Genomic DNA, 15728 nt, shown 5'->3' with positions numbered 1-15728 from the left:
CCGCCGCTCGTCAGCCCTGGCGGCCGGCGAACTTGTCGCGCAGCCGGCCGAACACGCCCGGGTGGGCCGCCGCGAGCCGCGGCTCGGGACGCTCCTCGCCGCGCGAGCGCGCCAGGGAGCGCAGCAGCTCCTCCTGCGCCTCGTCGAGGCCGGTGGGGACCTGGACCTCGACGTGGATCTCGAGGTCGCCGCGGCCCGTGCCGTGCAGGTGCCCGACACCGAGGCCCTTGAGCGTGACGACCTGGCCGGGCTGCGTGCCCGGCCGCAGGTCGACGTCCTGGGCGCCGTCGAGCGTGTCGAGGCTCATGACGGTGCCGAGCGCGGCCGCCGTCATCGGGACCTCCAGCGTGCAGTGCAGGTCGTCGCCGCGACGGACGAAGGTGTCGTGCGGACGCTCCCTGATCTCGACGTAGAGGTCGCCCGCGGGGCCGCCTCCGCCGCCGACCTCGCCCTGCGACGTGAGCTTGATCCGCGTGCCGGTGTCGACACCGGCCGGGACGTTGACCGTGAGGGTGCGACGGCTGCGGACGCGGCCCTCGCCGGAGCACTCGGCGCACGGCTCGGGGATCTGCGTGCCGAAGCCCTGGCAGGCGGCGCAGGGCTGCGTCGTCATGACCTGGCCGAGGAACGACCGCGCGACGCGCTGGACGGAGCCGCGCCCGTGGCACACGTCGCAGGTGCGCGGCGAGGTGCCCGGCGCGCAGCACGTCCCGGAGCAGGTGCCGCAGACGACGGCCGTGTCGACCGTCAGCTCGCGCTTCGCGCCGAACGTGGCCTCGGCCAGCTCGATGTCGAGGCGGACCAGGGCGTCCTGGCCGCGCCGGGCGCGCGGGATCGGCCCGCTCTGCTGGCCGCCGCCCCCGAAGAACGTCTCGAAGATGTCCTGGAAGCCGAACCCGCCGCCCTGGCCTCCGCCCGGCTGCGTGGGGTCGCTGCCCATGTCGTACTGCTGGCGCTTCTCGGGGTTCGAGAGCACCTCGTAGGCGCGGGAGACGTCCTTGAACCGGTCCTCGGCGTCAGGGCCGGCGACGTCGGGGTGCAGCTCGCGCGCGAGCTTGCGGTAGGCCTTCTTGATCTGGTCCTGTCCCGCGTCGCGCGGGACACCGAGGGTGTCGTAGTAGTCGTTCACATGTCCTTCTTCGGTCGACGTCCGGCAGGGCATCAGGTCGGTGGTCGGCGGCGCTCTCGGGAGCGGCGTCGGGTGGTCGGTTCAGGATTCGAGGATGCGGGAGAGGTAGCGGGCCACGGCGCGGACCGCAGCGATGGTGCCCGGGTAGTCCATCCGGGTGGGGCCGATCGAGCCGACCAGCGCGACGGCGTCCCGCGCCCCGCCGCCGGCCGTCCCGTCGCCGGAGCGCGCCGACGACCCCCGGGACCGCCGTAACCGCCGTAGCCGCTCGTGACGACGGACGCCTCCTGCAGCCCGGCGAGCTGGGTCTCGTGACCGATCCGCACCGCGACCCCGCTGGTCCCGTCGGCGGACATCTCGGTGAGGAGGTTGAGCAGGACGACCTGCTCCTCGAGGGCCTCGAGGACGGGGCGCAGCGCGTGCTCGAAGCGCATCCCCGCCTGCGCGAGGTTCGCGGTGCCCGCGAGCACGATGCGCTCCTCGCTCTCCTGGCCGAGGGTCTCGACGACGACCTCCGCCACGCGGCGCGCGGTCTCGCGGTCCGCGGGGCGCAGCGCCTCGACGGCCCCGCCGAGCGCCCGCGCGACGTCGGCGAGCCGTCGCCCTGCCGCCGCGACGTTGAGCCGCACGCGGAGCTCGCCGAGGGTCGTCTCGTCGACGGGCGCACCGAGCTCGAGCACGCGCTGCTCGACACGGCCGGTGTCGGTGATGATCACGACGAGGAGCCGCTGGTCGCCCATCGGGACCAGCTCGAGGTGGCGCAGCCCGGACCGGCGCAGCGACGGGTACTGGACCACGGCCACCTGACCGGTGAGCTGGGCGAGGAGCCTGCCCGCCCGAGCGACGACGTCGTCCAGGTCCACCGCGTCCGAGAGGAAGGTCTCGATCGCGCGCTTCTCGGGGGTGGAGAGCGACTTGATGGTCGAGAGGCGGTCGACGAACACCCGGTAGCCCTTGTCGGTCGGGATCCGTCCCGCCGACGTGTGGGGCTGGGCGATGTAGCCGCCCTCCTCGAGGACCGCCATGTCGTTGCGGATCGTCGCCGACGACACGCCGAGCCCGTGCCGCTCCGCGATCATCCGGGAGCCGACGGGCTCGCGCGTCGTGACGTAGTCCTCGACGATCGCGCGCAGGACCTCGAGCTGCCTCTCCTCGCTCACCCTGGCCTCCCGTCCGTGGCTCTCCCCTGACACCTGCTCGACGACCCGGGTGCCCGTTCGCACTCTCGCAGGTCGAGTGCCAATCCTACGGGTCGAGCACCCCGGGGTGGCCGTGTTCGCCAGCGGCGTGACCCGTGCGCGTCGCTCCGGGCCGACGTGCCGGCCGAGATCTAGGGTTCCGGCGTGAGCTACGACAGGTACGCCGATCGGTACGGCACAGACGTCCTCGGGGGCAGCAGCGCGTCCGGCGCACCGACCGGGTCGGCGCACCACCGCAGGCCCGTCGAGTCCAAGCCCCGCGCGGCCGAGACGGGCCTCGTCGTCGAGGACGTCGAGACCGGGTGGGTCGGGGCGGTCACCCGCGTCGAGAAGTCCGGTGGCATGCACGTCGTCGTCCTCGAGGACCGCAAGGGACGCACCCGCACGTTCGGCCTCGGCCCCGGGTTCTGGGTGGACGGGCAGCCCGTCGTCCTCGTGCCCCCGATCATGCGGCCGACCAAGACCTCGAACGGCCGGACGGCGTCCGGCTCGCGGGCCGTCGTCGGCGCCCGGGCGCAGGTCGCCCGGGGCAGCCGGATCTGGGTCGAGGGCAAGCACGACGCGGAGCTCGTCGAGAAGGTCTGGGGCGACGACCTGCGCATCGAGGGGGTGGTCGTCGAGATGCTCGACGGCGTCGACAACCTCGAGGAGGCGCTGGCGGAGTTCGGCCCGACCCCGGACCGACGCGTCGGCGTCCTGGTCGACCACCTCGTGCCCGGGAGCAAGGAGCAGCGCCTCACGGATGCCGCGCTGCGCACGGTGCCGGCGGGGACCGTGAAGGTCCTCGGGCACCCGTACGTCGACGTGTGGCAGGCGGTGAAGCCGGCGCGGGTCGGCCTGCAGAGCTGGCCGACGATCGAGCGCGGCACCGAGTGGAAGCACGGGATCCTGCGCGAGCTCGGCTGGCCGTGCGAGTCCCAGGCGGACGTCGCACGCGCGTGGCAGCGGATCCTGCGGTCCGTGCGCAGCTTCGCCGACCTGGAGCCGTCGCTGCTCGGCCGGGTCGAGGAGCTCATCGACTACGTGACGGCACCCGCCTGAGGCACGCCTGAGCCGCGCCGGTCGCCGCCCGCACGCGGGCGCGACCGGTCGGCGTCGCATCACCCGAGCAACGACTCGAAGGACGGCGCGTCCCCGAACGGATCGTTGACCTCGCGCGGGGCGCGCGCCGCGACCGTCCGCGCCAGCTCCCGGCCGGCCCGGGAGATGCGCTCGCCCAGCGGTCGGACGTCGTCCCGCACCCCGTCCTGGCCCGTGGCCCAGTCGTCGGTGGCGGCGAACACGGCCGTCGTGGCGACGTCGGCCCGCAGGTAGGCGAACAGCGGCCGGAACGCGTGGTCGAGCGCGAGCGAGTGCCGCGCGGTCCCGCCCGTGGCGCCGAGGAGCACGGGCACGCCGGTGAGCGCGTCCGGGTCCAGCACGTCCACGAACGACTTGAAGAGGCCCGAGTACGACGCCGTGAAGACCGGGGAGACGGCCACCACTGCGTCGGCGCGGGAGATCGCGTCGACGACGCGGGCGAGCTCGCCCGAGGCGAATCCCGTGAGCATCGCGTCGACGACCGGGTGCGCGAGGTCCCGCAGCTCGACGGTCTCGACCTCGGCGGCGACGCCCAGGTCGCCGAGACCCGCGACGACGGCCGCGCTCAACCGGTCCGCGAGCATCCTCGTCGACGACGGCTTGCCGAGGCCCGCGGAGACCACGACGACGCGGCGGGGCGTGGCGTCCACCGAGGCGCTCATCGCAGGGCCTCCGCGTCCACGCCGTCCGGGACGGCGGGCTCGGGCGACGCCGCTGTCGGCACGTCGCCGCGAGCGCGGGCGACGAGGTCCGCGTGCGACGGAGGACCGGACGGGACGTGCGCCGGGCGCGCTGCCTCGGCGTCACGGCGGAGCACCGGGACGACCTCCTCGGCGAGGATGTCGATCTGCTCCAGCACCGTCTTGAGCGGGAGCCCCGCGTGGTCCATGAGGAACAGCTGACGCTGGTAGTCCCCGACCGACTCGCGCATCGCCCCGTAGCGGTCGATGACCTGCTGCGGGCTGCCGACCGTGAGCGGTGTCTGCGCGGCGAAGTCCTCGAGCGACGGCCCGTGGCCGTAGACGGGCGCCTCGTCGAAGTAGGGACGGAACTCGCGGACCGCGTCCTGGCTGTTGCGGCGCATGAAGACCTGCCCGCCGAGCCCGACGATCGCCTGGTCCGCACGGCCGTGACCGTGGTGCTCGAAGCGACGGCGGTAGTACGCGACCATCTGCCGGGTGTGGGACATCGGCCAGAAGATGTTGTTGTGGAAGAAGCCGTCGCCGTAGTAGGCGGCCTGCTCCGCGATCTCGGGGCTGCGGATCGACCCGTGCCACACGAACGGCGCGACCCCGTCGAGCGGGCGCGGCGTCGAGGTGAACCCCTGGAGCGGGGTGCGGAACTTGCCGGCCCAGTCCACGACGTCCTCGGTCCAGAGCCTGCGCAGCAGGGCGTAGTTCTCGATCGCGAGATCGATGCCGTCGCGGATGTCCTTGCCGAACCACGGGTAGACCGGCCCGGTGTTGCCGCGACCCATCATCAGGTCGGTGCGACCATCGGCGATGACCTGGAGCATCGCGTAGTCCTCGGCGATCTTCACCGGGTCGTTCGTCGTGATCAGGGTCGTCGACGTCGAGAGCACGATGTTCTTCGTGACGCCGGCGAGGTAGCCGAGCATGGTGGTCGGCGAGGACGGGACGAACGGCGGGTTGTGGTGCTCCCCCGTGGCGAACACGTCGAGGCCCGCCTCGTCGGCGTGCCGCGCGATCGTGAGCATCGAGCGGACGCGCTCGGTGTCGTCCGGGGTGCGCCCGGTGGTCGGGTCCGCCGTGACGTCCCCGACGGAAAAGATGCCGAACTGCATGTGTGCTCCTGCGTGCGTCGAGCGGTCCATCCCCTGCGGATCGTCCGCCGGTCTCCCGGCGTCCGGACCGGTCACCCGGTCGTGGGACGGAACGCCGTGCAGGGGCGATCTGTTCCCCGCACGCGACGGTGCCGAGCACCCGATCGGTCAGGCGACCATCATGATCTGCCTGACCGTTCGCGTACCCGGCACCGGGACGGGTCGGCGGGTCAGCGCACCCCGTCGCGGTGGGCGTACTTCTGCACCGTCTCCGCGGTCGCGACGATCGCGACGTAGAACTCGAGCAGGATGCGGAACATGATCAGGTACAGGAGGGCGAAGATCGGGCCGATCAGGAGCGCCAGCAGCCCGCCCCAGATCGACTGGGTGAAGGCCGTGATGACCCCGATGACCCAGACCAGCGCGATGAGGACGATGCCGATCACGTAGACGATGCGGACGACCTTGGGCGTCACGTAGTTCGTGAACGAGAAGTCGAACAGCGAGCCGAAGAGCCCCTTCGCGTCTCCCTGGAGGTCGTTGCCGAGCTGGCCCGCGTCGAACCGCTGACCGCCCGAGGACGGCGCGCCGGACGCGCCACCGGACTGCTGGTAGGGCTGCGGAGGCGGCGTCGCCCCGCCGGTGGCGCCCATCGTCGGGTTGCCCTCCGACCCGGCGTACGGGTCGTGCGCGCCCGGACCGGGCTGCTGGTTCGGGTCCTGCGGGAATCCTGAGTTCGTGCCGGACATCGGTCCTCCTAGGGTTGGGTGCGGATGCTTGTCGTGGTCGAACTGCGGTCGCGCTGCGGTGGTGCGGTCGGATCAGGCGGCGTGCTGGCCGGAGAGCATGCGGTACGCGTAGGTCGTGGCGATGTAGGACATCGGGATGGTCACGAGGAGCCCGACCCCGCACAGCAACGCTCCGACGAGGTTGATGCCGACGAGCGCGAGCATCAGCAGCACGACGGTCCCCACGTTGCCCTTGACGAGGTCGAAGCTCCCCTTGATGGCGTCGATCGCGTTCACCTCGCGGTCGAGGGTCAGCTGGTAGACGAACACCGTGAGGACGGCCACGATCAGGCCGGGGATGACGCAGAGCAGGATCCCGACACCGGTGGCGACACCGACGAGGAACGCCGCGAGGATGACGTTCCCCACGTTGGTGATGCGGAAGAAGTCGCCGAGCCGCGGCTTGGCCCCGCGCGTCTCGTCGAGCGCACCCCGGGTGTAGAAGGCCGTGACGACGTAGGACACGACCACCCCGAGAACCTGCACCAGGTAGCCCCCGACCCCGACCGACGGCATCGCCGATGCGTCGCCCGAGAGCGCGTCCTGGAACTGCTGGAACCCACCCGTGGCCAGGCTGAAGACCACGTTCACGGCCAGGAGCACGAGGCCCATGAGCACCCATGACGACCAGTTGGACGTGAACTTCTGCCACGCGTAGCCGATCGCGTCGCCGACGCGGAACGGCGGCCCGGCGTAGCCCCCGACCGGGGACGGCGCCATCGGCATGCCCCCGTAGGGCGACTGGCCGCCGGGCTGGCCGTAGGGCGGCTGACCGTACGGCGGGGGCTGAGCACCAGGCTGGCCGTACGGTTGCTGGCCATAAGGCTGCTGGCCGCCGGGCTGACCATATGGCGGCGGCTGGGCACCGGGCTGACCGTACGGCGGCGGCTGAGCGCCAGGCTGCCCGTACGGCGGCTGGCCATAGGGCTGCTGGTTGTCGGGCTGACCGTACGGCTGCTCTCCGGGCGACGGAGGCGGGGTGCCGTAGGGGTCGTTCTCGGCGTTCTCGTCGTCCGGCTGATCGGGCGTGCGACCCGGGGGCTGCTCACTCATGTTCGACCTGTTCCGCGTTCGTGGGGTGTCGTGTCTTCACGATTCCATCACAGACCATGCCGGGAGGCAGTGACACGCCCGCCTGGTGAACGGCGCGCGCCGGAGCGGGCTGAGCGACGGGCCGCTACCCGGCTGCCGCCGCGAGGCCACGCTCGATCACGCGCGCGTACGCGTCGGTGCCCGACAGCTGCGGATGGATCCCGTCCGGCCCCAGGAGATGCCGGTTCTCCGCGGCGACGGAGCGCCAGTCCGCCACGACGACGTTGCCGTGCTTCTTCGCGACGGCCGCGAGGACCTTGTTGCCCGGCCCGATCCAGGAACGGTCGCCGTACCCGTTGACGAGGACGACGTGTCGATCGCCGAGAGCCGAGACCGCCCGCTCCACGACGCCCGTGCTCAGCGTGCTGTTCGTGGCCAGCGCAACCACGACGTAGTCGCGCAGCTGCCCCTTCCCCTTCAGAGAGGCGGCGAGATCCGGGAGGTCCTTCATCTGCCGGGACACCCGGGCGTCGATCAGGATCCCGTCGAGCCGGCCAGATATCGCGCCGGCGCTGCCCAGGGCGACGGAGTCACCGATGAGGGTCACCTCCGCGCCGCTCGGCGCGCCTTGGCCTCCCCGGACTCCTCCTTCGACGCCTTCTCCTTCGATGCCTTCTTCTCAGCTGCCTTCTTCGCCTTCTCGGCCTTCTCCGCGGCCACCTTGTCCGCTGCAGCCTTCTCCGCGGCAGCCTTCTCCGCCGCCGCCTTGTCCTTCTTGCCCTGTGCCGCAGCCAGCTTCTCCGCGGCGGCCGCCGCAGCCGCCTCCGCCTCCGCCGCTGCGGCGTCCTCGGCGGCCTGGGCCTGGTCAGCCGCCAGCGTGGCCGCTGCGATGCGCTCGCCCTCGGCGATCTGGGCCGCCGCGACCGTCTGGGCGGGGGCGCGGAGGACACCGAGAGCGACGAGGGCCGCGACCGTGGCGACGACCGCGAGCACGGTGGACGAGCGCCTGAGCGCGACCTCGCGCGCGCCGGCACGCTCGCGCGTGGCCGCCATCCAGCGACCCAGCTGTCGGCACGCGCCTCGGTAGCCCAGAGTCATCACGGGGCGTTCCACGTAGCGGTAGGACCACGAGGACGCGACCACCGTGATCAGCGAGGTGACGGCGACCACGCCCCAGCCCGGCGACGCGAGGTGCTCCTGCCCACCGGCGACGGTGGCCACCAGGACGAACACGGGCCAGTGCCAGAGGTAGATCCCGTACGACCGCACGCCGATCCAGCGCACCGGTCCACGGTCGATCATGCCGCCCAGCCGCTGCTCACCCGCGAGCAGGTTGATGACGGCGACCGTGGCGACCGACACGGCGACGAGCCCGCCGCGGTACGTGACCGTCGAGTCCCAGGCCATCGTCCACGCCGCCCAGCCGAGGGCCGCGGCGCCGGCAAGGCCGAGCACCCAGCGCACGAGGCGCCGCGAGGCCCGGACCACGACGGGCGGCCGAGGACCTCGCGTCGCCGCGCGGCGCTCGCGGGCGAAGGCGAGCAGCGCGCCGAGCATGAGGCCGAACGCGTGGGTGTCGGTCCCGAGGTAGACGCGCGACGGGTCCGACCCGGGCACGTACAGCACGGCCATCGTCAGCGCCGAGGCGAGCGCCAGCGTCCCGGCGACGGCCATCGGGACCCGCGACCGCAGCCGGGTGGTCGTGGCCACCAGCGCCGCGGCGCACAGCGGCCACAGGAGGTAGAACTGCTCCTCGACCGCCAGCGACCAGAGGTTCGCGAACAGCGTCGGTGTGAGCCCGGCGGAGTAGCTCGCGCCCGCGGCGATGTCCGCCCAGTTGCTGGTGAAGGTCGCCGCGCCGATGAGCTGCCGGGCGATGCCGACGAGCACGTCACCACCGATGAGGGCCGCCGCCGCCGTGCACACCAGCACCGTCAGCCCGAGGGCCGGGAGGATCCTCCGTGCGCGTCGCGTCCAGAACCCCGTGAGCGAGACGTGGCCCTTGCGGCGGCGCTCGCGCACCAGCAGCGTCGTGATGAGGAACCCGCTGACCACGAAGAAGACGTCGACGCCGATGTAGCCGCCGGGGAGCGCGCCCGGGACCAGGTGGTAGGCGACGACCGCCACGACCGCGACGGCACGCAGCGCATCGAGACCGAGGATCCGGTCGGTGCTCCGCCGTGCGATGCGCGCGATGCGTGCGGGGCGCGCCTGCACCTGAGTCGTCACTCGACCAACCCCCTGACCACGGCGTCCGCCAACAACCTCCCCCGCAGCGTCAGGACCGCCCGTCCCTGGACCGCTCGACGACCGTCGAGGAGACCCGAGGCGACGAGCTGCGCCACCGACTCCCGCGACCCTCGGCCGAGGAGCGCGAGGTCCAGCCCCTCACGGAGCCGGACCCCGAGCATCACTCGCTCGAGGTGCGCCTCGTCCGTCGTCAGTACCTCACGTCCTGCCGCCGGGCTGTGGCCCGCCTCGAGCGACGCGGCATAGCGTCGCGGGTGCTTCGCGTTCCAGAATCGCACCCCGTGGCCCTCCTCCGGCGGCACGGCGCGCGTGGGTGCGTGAACCTCCACCGCGTCGGCGGGACCGAGGTAGGAGTGCGCTCCGGGCCCCACGCCCCACCAGTCGTCCCCACGCCAGTAGGCGAGGTTGTGTCGGCAGGCGTCGGCGGGTGTCCGCGCCCAGTTCGAGACCTCGTACCAGCCGAGCCCGGCGGACGTGAGCACCTCGTCGGCCACCTCGTACTTCTCCGCCTGGTCGTCCGCGCTCGGGAGCTCGAGCTGCCCTCGTCGCACCTGCGCCGCCATCTTCGTCCCCGGCTCCACCACCAGCGCGTACGCCGAGACGTGGTCGACGCCCGTCTCGAGGACCGTGTCGAGGCTGGTCCGCCAGTCGTCGACGGACTCCCCGGGCGTGCCGTAGATGAGGTCGAGCGAGACGGCGAGGCCGGCCTCCCTGGCCCAGCGGACGACGTCCGGCACCCTGGCCGGGTCGTGCGTCCGTTCGAGCGTGGCGAGGACGTGAGGGACCGCCGACTGCATGCCGAACGAGACACGCGTGAACCCGCCCCTGGCCAGGGTCGCGAGGCTCTCGGGCGTGACCGAGTCCGGGTTCGCCTCGGTGGTCACCTCGGCGTCGTCCGCGAGGCCCCAGGTGTCGCGGACGGCGGCGAGCATCCGCACGAGGTCCTGCGCGGGGAGCATCGTCGGGGTGCCGCCCCCGACGAACACCGTCGAGACGGGCCGGTCCGAGATCCCGGCATCACGCATGACGCGCGCGGCGAGGTCGATCTCGCGCAGCGACGTGGTCGCGTAGGCGGCCTGGTCCGCACCGCCCCCGAGCTCAGACGCGGTGTACGTGTTGAAGTCGCAGTACCCGCACCGCACCGAGCAGAACGGGACGTGCAGGTAGACGCCGAAGGCCGACGACCGGGGGCCGCCGAGCCACGTCGGGAGCGCGCCGTCCTCGGGGGCGGGCTCTCCCTCGGGGAGAGCAGGGCTCACTTCTTGGACTTGTCCTTCGACTCCTTGCCACCGCCGCCGTCGGAGGACAGCGCGGCGATGAACGCGTTCGGGGGGACCTCGACGCGGCCGATCGTCTTCATGCGCTTCTTGCCCTCCTTCTGCTTCTCGAGGAGCTTGCGCTTGCGGGAGATGTCACCGCCGTAGCACTTGGCGAGGACGTCCTTGCGGATCGCGCGCACCGTCTCGCGGGCGATGACCCGCGCGCCGACCGCGGCCTGGATGGGCACCTCGAACTGCTGCCGCGGGATCAGGTCCTTGAGCTTGCCGGCCATCATCGTGCCGTACGCGTAGGCCTGGTCCTTGTGCACGACGGCGGAGAACGCGTCGACCTGCTCGCCCTGGAGCAGGATGTCGACCTTCACGAGGTCGGCCGTCTGCTCGCCCGTGGGCTCGTAGTCGAACGACGCGTAGCCGCGCGTGCGCGACTTGAGCTGGTCGAAGAAGTCGAAGACGATCTCGGCGAGCGGCAGCGTGTAGCGCATCTCGACCCGGTCCGGCGAGAGGTAGTCCATGCCGAGGAGGTCGCCGCGGCGCTGCTGGCAGAGCTCCATGATCGAACCGATGAACTCGCTCGGGGCGAGGACGGTCGAGCGCACGACCGGCTCCTGGACGTCCTTGATCTTGCCGCCCGGGAACTCGCTCGGGTTCGTCACCGTGACCTCGGTGCCGTCCTCGAGGGTGACGGTGTAGACGACGTTCGGCGCGGTCGAGATCAGTGCGAGGTCGAACTCCCGCTCGAGCCGCTCACGGACGATCTCCAGGTGCAGCAGCCCGAGGAAGCCCACGCGGAACCCGAATCCGAGCGCGACGGACGTCTCGGGCTCGTAGTTGAGCGCGGCGTCGTTGAGCTTGAGCTTGTCGAGCGCGTCGCGCAGCACCGGGTAGTCGGAGCCGTCGATCGGGTACAGACCGGAGAACACCATGGGGCGAGGGTCGCTGTAGCCGCCGAGGGAGTCCGCGGCCGGCTTGGCAGCGTTGGTGACGGTGTCGCCGACCTTCGACTGGCGCACGTCCTTCACGCCGGTGATGAGGTAGCCGACCTCCCCGACGCCGAGGCCCTTCGTCGGGTGCGGCTCCGGCGAGCTGACCCCGATCTCCAGGAGCTCGTGGGTCGCGCGCGTCGACATCATGACGATCTTCTCGCGCGGGTTGAGGCTGCCGTCGACGACGCGGACGTACGTGACGACACCTCGGTACGTGTCGTAGACGGAGTCGAAGATCATGGCCCGCGCCGGGGCGTCGGCGTCGCCGACGGGGGCCGGCACCGTCTGGACGATCCTGTCGAGGAGCGCCTCGACGCCCTCGCCCGTCTTGCCCGAGACCTTGAGGACGTCCTCGGGGTCGCCGCCGACGAGGCCCGCGATCTCTTCGGCGTACTTCTCGGGCTGGGCGGCCGGCAGGTCGATCTTGTTGAGCACCGGGATGATCGCGAGGTCGTTCTCCATCGCGAGGTAGAGGTTCGCGAGCGTCTGCGCCTCGATGCCCTGCGCCGCGTCGACGAGGAGGACCGCACCCTCGCACGCAGCGAGCGAGCGCGAGACCTCGTAGGTGAAGTCGACGTGCCCCGGGGTGTCGATCATGTTCAATGCGTGCGGCGTGCCGTCGACGGCCCACGGCATGCGCACGGCCTGCGACTTGATCGTGATCCCGCGCTCACGCTCGATGTCCATGCGGTCCAGGTACTGCGCGCGCATGGCGCGCTGCTCGACGACGCCGGTCAGCTGCAGCATCCGGTCCGCGAGGGTCGACTTGCCGTGGTCGATGTGCGCGATGATGCAGAAGTTGCGCAGCAGCTCGGCCGGCGTCGACGCGGGCTTGATGCGCGCGGTCTGGTCGGCGGTGGGGATCGGTGACAACTCGGGGGTGCTCCGGACGTGATCGGCGGGCGGGCAGAAGGCACCATTCTCCCATGACCACGAGACCCCTGGACCGGCTGTCCGAGCTCGCGCGCGTCCAGGAGGCGTTCGCCGACCTCGCGGCGCGCACCGACCCCGAGGCTCCGGTGAGGTTCTGCGGCGACTGGCGCGTCGCGGACCTCGTGCTCCACCTCGCGGGGGTGCACTGGTGGGCCGCCGGGATGGCCGTCGGCGTGGTCCTCGGGGGTGACGACCCGGCGCGCCCGCGCGACACCCAGGACCTCGACCGCGTCTACCGCTGGGCGGCCCGTCACCTGCACGCGACGCTCACCGAGCTGCCGGCCGACTCCCGGGCACTGACCCTCGACGGACGCGGCACGGCGTCGTTCTGGCACACCCGGCAGCTCCACGAGACCCTGATCCATCTGGAGGACCTGCGCTCGGCCGCGCACCCGGGCGGGGACGGCACCGACGTCCAGGCCCAGGTGTGGGCCGACGCCGTCGACGAGGTCGTCGACGTGCTGCACCCCCGGCAGCTGCGGCTCGGCCGCGCCACCGCACCGACGCGCACGGTCAGGCTGGTGGCGGACGACGTCTCCCGCACCTGGGTCCTCGGGCCCGGCACGTCCTCGCCGGAGGTCGCCACCGTCACCGGCCCTGCACGCGCCCTGGCCCTCCTGCTCTGGCGGCGAGGGACGCCGTCCGACTTCGACGTACGGACGGACGGCGACCCCGAGGCGCTGGCCGACGTCCTGGGACAGCCTCTGACGCCCTGACGGAGCTGCGCGCGGAGGCCGGACGGCGACGCTCAGCCCTCGGCGAGGATCCCGTCGATCTGACCCATCGCCGCGGTCATGCCCTCGACCATGCCCATCTGCGCGAGCTGCTCGAGCTCGGCGGAGGACCTGAAGAAGGACACGATCGTCATCCGGGTGCCGGTGGGGATCTCCTGGAGCTCGACGCGCGCCCGGGTCGTCGGCATCGAGTCGACCGGCTGCCCGTCCGTGTCGGCGAACCCGTCCTCGAACGACAGCGAACGAGGTTCGTCGATGCCGAGGAACCGCCACCAGCCCCCGGCCTTCTCGCCGTCAGGGCCGGTCATGTAGTACGCGGCTCGGCCCTCGACGGTGAAGTCGTGCTCGTAGAACGTCGCCGGCCAGGTCGGCGGCCCCCACCAGCGCTCGAGCTGCCTCGGGTCGGCGAAGAGCTGCCACGCGCGCTCCGGCGGGGCGGCGAGCTCGGCGACGATCGTGAGGGTCAGAGCCTCGGTGTCCTTCTCGGTGCTGACGACGGTCATGAGTCGTCCCCTTCGGGTTCGGCGAGGATCTGCTCCATGCGGGTCACGCGGCCGCGCCAGAGCTCCTCGTACTCCGCGAGCAGCCGGGCGGCGGCTCGCACGGTCGTGACGTCACCACGGACGATCTGCTCTCGCCCCCGCCGCTCCTTGCGGACCAGGCCGGCGCGCTCGAGCACCGCGACGTGCCGCTGGACGGCGGCGAAGGACATCGCGTAGTGGCTCGCGAGCGAGGACACGGACTGCCCTCGTTCGCTGTCACCGAGCACGCGGACGACGACGTCGCGCCGTGTCGAGTCCGCGAGCGCCTGGAAGATCCGGTCGACCTCGCGGTCGTCGAGCTCGGTTCGTTCCTGCTGACGTACAACCATGTTGTTGTACGTTACGCGCCCGATCGCCCGGTGGCAAGAGGTCCGCACACACGGCCACGCCCCACCGGAGAGCGACGAGACATGGCCTGCCGTACGCCGGACGGGTCTGGCAGCATGACCCGGTGCCCACCACACCCTGGCCGAAGAACATCGGCCCCGTCCTGCTCCGCGAGCCCCGCGAGGCCGACATCGCTCCGCTCGAAATGGTGCGCAACGACCCGCAGGTCAACCGGTTCATGCTGCGCACGAGCGTCGACCCCTCGACGTTCCGGCGCGAGCTGCTGGAGATCCCGCAGTCCGCCACGGACTTCTCCTGCGTGGCCGAGGTCGACGGCGAGACCGTCGCCATCGGCTTCCTCGAGATCAGCGACGGCATGGGACAACCTGGGATGCCTCGAGGCACGGAGGCTGGCATCGGCTACGTCGTCGACCCCGCGCACGCGGGCCGAGGGATCGGTTCGGCCGTAGCGCGGGGCCTGCTCGCCGCCGCGTTCGAGCACCTCGGCGTCCGGCGGGTCACCGCCGGGTGCTTCGCCGACAACGGCGCGTCCGCACGCGTGCTGGAGAAGGCGGGGATGCGCCGGGAGCAGCACGGCGTCCAGGACTCCTGGCACGCCGAGCTCGGCTGGGTCGACGGCTACACCTACGGCATGCTCGCGCACGAGTGGCGGGCACAGCACCGCTGACCGACCCCGCTCGGTACCGAGTGAAGGCGGATCGTCGCCGCCGGGGGCGCCGAGGGCATCGGCGAGGGCATCGGCACGGCAGCGGAGCCGGCTCTCGTGCTCGCGGGCACGGAGGTCGCCTACCGGAGCATCCCCCGGTGCGCTACGACGTCCGCGTCATGCGGACGCTGACCGACAGGTCGCTCGCCGCTCCCCCGGCGAAGACACCCTTGAGCGGCGGGACGTCGCCGTACTCGCGACCGCGCCCGAGCACGACGTGGTGGTCGCCCACCGCGACGCGGTTCGTCGGGTCGAACGCGAACCACGCACCGGTCCACCACTCGATCCACGCGTGGGACTCCCCCACGACGGTCTGCCCGAGCGGCGCGTCCGCGTCGGAGTGCAGGTAGCCCGAGACGTATCTCGCCGGGATGCCCACGCTCCGCAGCGCCCCGAGGCACAGGTGTGCCATGTCCTGGCAGACGCCGGTCCGCGCGGCCCAGGCGTCGACGGCAGGGGTGTGCACGGTCGTGACGCCCGGGACGTACTCGAGCTCGTCGCGCACGGCGCGGCAGATCGCCTCGGCCGCGTCGAACGGGTCCAGTCCGCCCGCCACCCCGAGGGCCAGGGCCGCGACGTCGTCGGGCACCTCGGTCGCCGACGTCTCCGACAGCTCGGCGGCGAACTCGTCCAGCACCTCGTCGGCCCCCAGCCGCTCCCAGCCGACGGACCGGTCGACGTCCTGGTCCGGCGCGTCGACCTCGACCACGGACTCGGCGGTGATGGTCATCTGCTCGTGGGGCGCGAGCACCTCGAACTCGGTGACCGCCGTGCCCCAGTAGTCGGAGTAGGACGAGCGCCACGTCGCGTGCTCGATGTCGACGCTCGACCGGAGCACCCGTTGGTGCGTGCCCTCGCAGGGCGTCATGCGCGCCTCGTTGTGGGACGCCGTCACCGGCACCCCGTACGTGAAGCTCGTCGTGTGGACCACGGTCATCGTG

At 72.2% G+C, this 15728-nt stretch carries 15 protein-coding genes and 1 pseudogene; 3 read left to right on the top strand and 13 right to left on the bottom strand.

Annotated features, from left to right (window positions below):
* Window positions 1–10: 10 nt before the first annotated feature.
* Together dnaJ and hrcA are read right to left on the bottom strand one after the other, a co-directional pair.
* The gene (gene dnaJ / locus QUE47_RS12165; protein ID WP_286217506.1) at window positions 11–1129 is read right to left on the bottom strand and encodes a molecular chaperone DnaJ; all 1119 of its coding nucleotides are present in this window, start codon (window positions 1127–1129) and stop codon (window positions 11–13) included.
* Window positions 1130–1210: 81 nt separating this feature from the next.
* Window positions 1211–2289, bottom strand: a pseudogene (gene hrcA / locus QUE47_RS12160) (heat-inducible transcriptional repressor HrcA).
* A 183-nt stretch (window positions 2290–2472) separates the two neighbouring features.
* On the opposite strand from hrcA, the gene QUE47_RS12155 reads away from it, so the two are divergent.
* A complete protein-coding gene (locus tag QUE47_RS12155; protein ID WP_286217505.1) occupies window positions 2473–3369 on the top strand; it encodes a DUF3097 domain-containing protein in 897 nt (298 codons plus the stop codon).
* 59 nt (window positions 3370–3428) lie between these two features.
* Here QUE47_RS12155 and QUE47_RS12150 read toward each other — a convergent pair whose 3' ends face one another.
* The 8 genes from QUE47_RS12150 to lepA all read right to left on the bottom strand — a co-directional run bounded on the left by QUE47_RS12150 (window position 3429) and on the right by lepA (window position 12397).
* The gene (locus tag QUE47_RS12150) at window positions 3429–4070 is read right to left on the bottom strand and encodes an FMN reductase (protein WP_286217504.1); all 642 of its coding nucleotides are present in this window, start codon (window positions 4068–4070) and stop codon (window positions 3429–3431) included.
* Window positions 4067–5212 carry an LLM class flavin-dependent oxidoreductase gene (locus tag QUE47_RS12145; protein ID WP_286217502.1) on the bottom strand — a complete coding sequence of 382 codons (1146 nt, stop codon included), beginning with the start codon at window positions 5210–5212 and terminating at the stop codon, window positions 4067–4069. Before QUE47_RS12145 ends, QUE47_RS12150 begins: the two co-directional genes overlap by 4 nt.
* Window positions 5213–5421: 209 nt before the next feature.
* Entirely contained in the window at window positions 5422–5940 is a 519-nt protein-coding gene (locus QUE47_RS12140) for a DUF4282 domain-containing protein (RefSeq protein ID WP_286217501.1), read from the bottom strand.
* Between the two features lie 72 nt (window positions 5941–6012).
* Window positions 6013–7032 carry a hypothetical protein gene (locus tag QUE47_RS12135; protein WP_286217500.1) on the bottom strand — a complete coding sequence of 340 codons (1020 nt, stop codon included), beginning with the start codon at window positions 7030–7032 and terminating at the stop codon, window positions 6013–6015.
* Between the two features lie 124 nt (window positions 7033–7156).
* Window positions 7157–7618 (bottom strand): SGNH/GDSL hydrolase family protein, encoded by a 462-nt coding sequence (locus QUE47_RS12130; RefSeq protein ID WP_286217498.1) that lies wholly within the window; start codon window positions 7616–7618, stop codon window positions 7157–7159.
* The gene (locus tag QUE47_RS12125; protein WP_286217497.1) at window positions 7615–9240 is read right to left on the bottom strand and encodes an acyltransferase family protein; all 1626 of its coding nucleotides are present in this window, start codon (window positions 9238–9240) and stop codon (window positions 7615–7617) included. The genes QUE47_RS12130 and QUE47_RS12125 overlap by 4 nt, the downstream gene beginning before the upstream one ends.
* Window positions 9237–10520, bottom strand: coding sequence for a radical SAM family heme chaperone HemW (gene hemW / locus QUE47_RS12120; RefSeq protein ID WP_286217496.1), 1284 nt, complete (start codon window positions 10518–10520; stop codon window positions 9237–9239). Before hemW ends, QUE47_RS12125 begins: the two co-directional genes overlap by 4 nt.
* On the bottom strand, window positions 10517–12397 hold the full coding sequence (lepA, locus tag QUE47_RS12115; protein ID WP_286217495.1) for a translation elongation factor 4: 1881 nt from the start codon (window positions 12395–12397) through the stop codon (window positions 10517–10519). Before lepA ends, hemW begins: the two co-directional genes overlap by 4 nt.
* A 53-nt stretch (window positions 12398–12450) precedes the next feature.
* Between lepA and QUE47_RS12110 the strand changes: the two genes are divergently transcribed.
* Window positions 12451–13173 carry a maleylpyruvate isomerase family mycothiol-dependent enzyme gene (locus tag QUE47_RS12110; protein ID WP_286217494.1) on the top strand — a complete coding sequence of 241 codons (723 nt, stop codon included), beginning with the start codon at window positions 12451–12453 and terminating at the stop codon, window positions 13171–13173.
* A gap of 32 nt (window positions 13174–13205) precedes the next feature.
* On the opposite strand, the gene QUE47_RS12105 is transcribed toward QUE47_RS12110, so the two are convergent.
* Together QUE47_RS12105 and QUE47_RS12100 are read right to left on the bottom strand one after the other, a co-directional pair.
* Window positions 13206–13694 (bottom strand): SRPBCC family protein, encoded by a 489-nt coding sequence (locus QUE47_RS12105; protein ID WP_286217493.1) that lies wholly within the window; start codon window positions 13692–13694, stop codon window positions 13206–13208.
* Complete coding sequence (locus tag QUE47_RS12100) at window positions 13691–14062, bottom strand: ArsR/SmtB family transcription factor (protein ID WP_286217492.1); 372 nt, start codon at window positions 14060–14062, stop codon at window positions 13691–13693. Before QUE47_RS12100 ends, QUE47_RS12105 begins: the two co-directional genes overlap by 4 nt.
* A 122-nt stretch (window positions 14063–14184) precedes the next feature.
* On the opposite strand from QUE47_RS12100, the gene QUE47_RS12095 reads away from it, so the two are divergent.
* Window positions 14185–14748 (top strand): GNAT family N-acetyltransferase, encoded by a 564-nt coding sequence (locus tag QUE47_RS12095; RefSeq protein WP_286217491.1) that lies wholly within the window; start codon window positions 14185–14187, stop codon window positions 14746–14748.
* Window positions 14749–14890: 142 nt separating this feature from the next.
* Here QUE47_RS12095 and QUE47_RS12090 read toward each other — a convergent pair whose 3' ends face one another.
* On the bottom strand, window positions 14891–15724 hold the full coding sequence (locus tag QUE47_RS12090; RefSeq protein ID WP_350227750.1) for a transglutaminase family protein: 834 nt from the start codon (window positions 15722–15724) through the stop codon (window positions 14891–14893).
* Window positions 15725–15728 lie beyond the last annotated feature (4 nt).

The sequence above is a fragment of the Paraoerskovia sediminicola genome, from assembly GCF_030296575.1.
Taxonomy (GTDB): Bacteria; Actinomycetota; Actinomycetes; order Actinomycetales; family Cellulomonadaceae; genus Paraoerskovia; species Paraoerskovia sediminicola.
The sequence above is the reverse complement of the archived record's forward strand: the minus strand, read 5'-3'. Positions and strand labels throughout refer to the sequence as shown.

Excerpts from the sequence above, each read along its gene's own strand:
- QUE47_RS12150 (WP_286217504.1), bottom strand. The coding sequence starts at position 4,070 with ATGAGCGCCTCGGTGGACGCCACGCCCCGCCGCGTCGTCGTGGTCTCC.
- QUE47_RS12145 (WP_286217502.1), bottom strand. The coding sequence starts at position 5,212 with ATGCAGTTCGGCATCTTTTCCGTCGGGGACGTCACGGCGGACCCGACC.
- QUE47_RS12135 (WP_286217500.1), bottom strand. The coding sequence starts at position 7,032 with ATGAGTGAGCAGCCCCCGGGTCGCACGCCCGATCAGCCGGACGACGAG.
- QUE47_RS12110 (WP_286217494.1), top strand. The coding sequence starts at position 12,451 with ATGACCACGAGACCCCTGGACCGGCTGTCCGAGCTCGCGCGCGTCCAG.
- QUE47_RS12140 (WP_286217501.1), bottom strand. The coding sequence starts at position 5,940 with ATGTCCGGCACGAACTCAGGATTCCCGCAGGACCCGAACCAGCAGCCC.
- QUE47_RS12090 (WP_350227750.1), bottom strand. The coding sequence starts at position 15,724 with ATGACCGTGGTCCACACGACGAGCTTCACGTACGGGGTGCCGGTGACG.
- QUE47_RS12105 (WP_286217493.1), bottom strand. The coding sequence starts at position 13,694 with ATGACCGTCGTCAGCACCGAGAAGGACACCGAGGCTCTGACCCTCACG.
- QUE47_RS12100 (WP_286217492.1), bottom strand. The coding sequence starts at position 14,062 with ATGGTTGTACGTCAGCAGGAACGAACCGAGCTCGACGACCGCGAGGTC.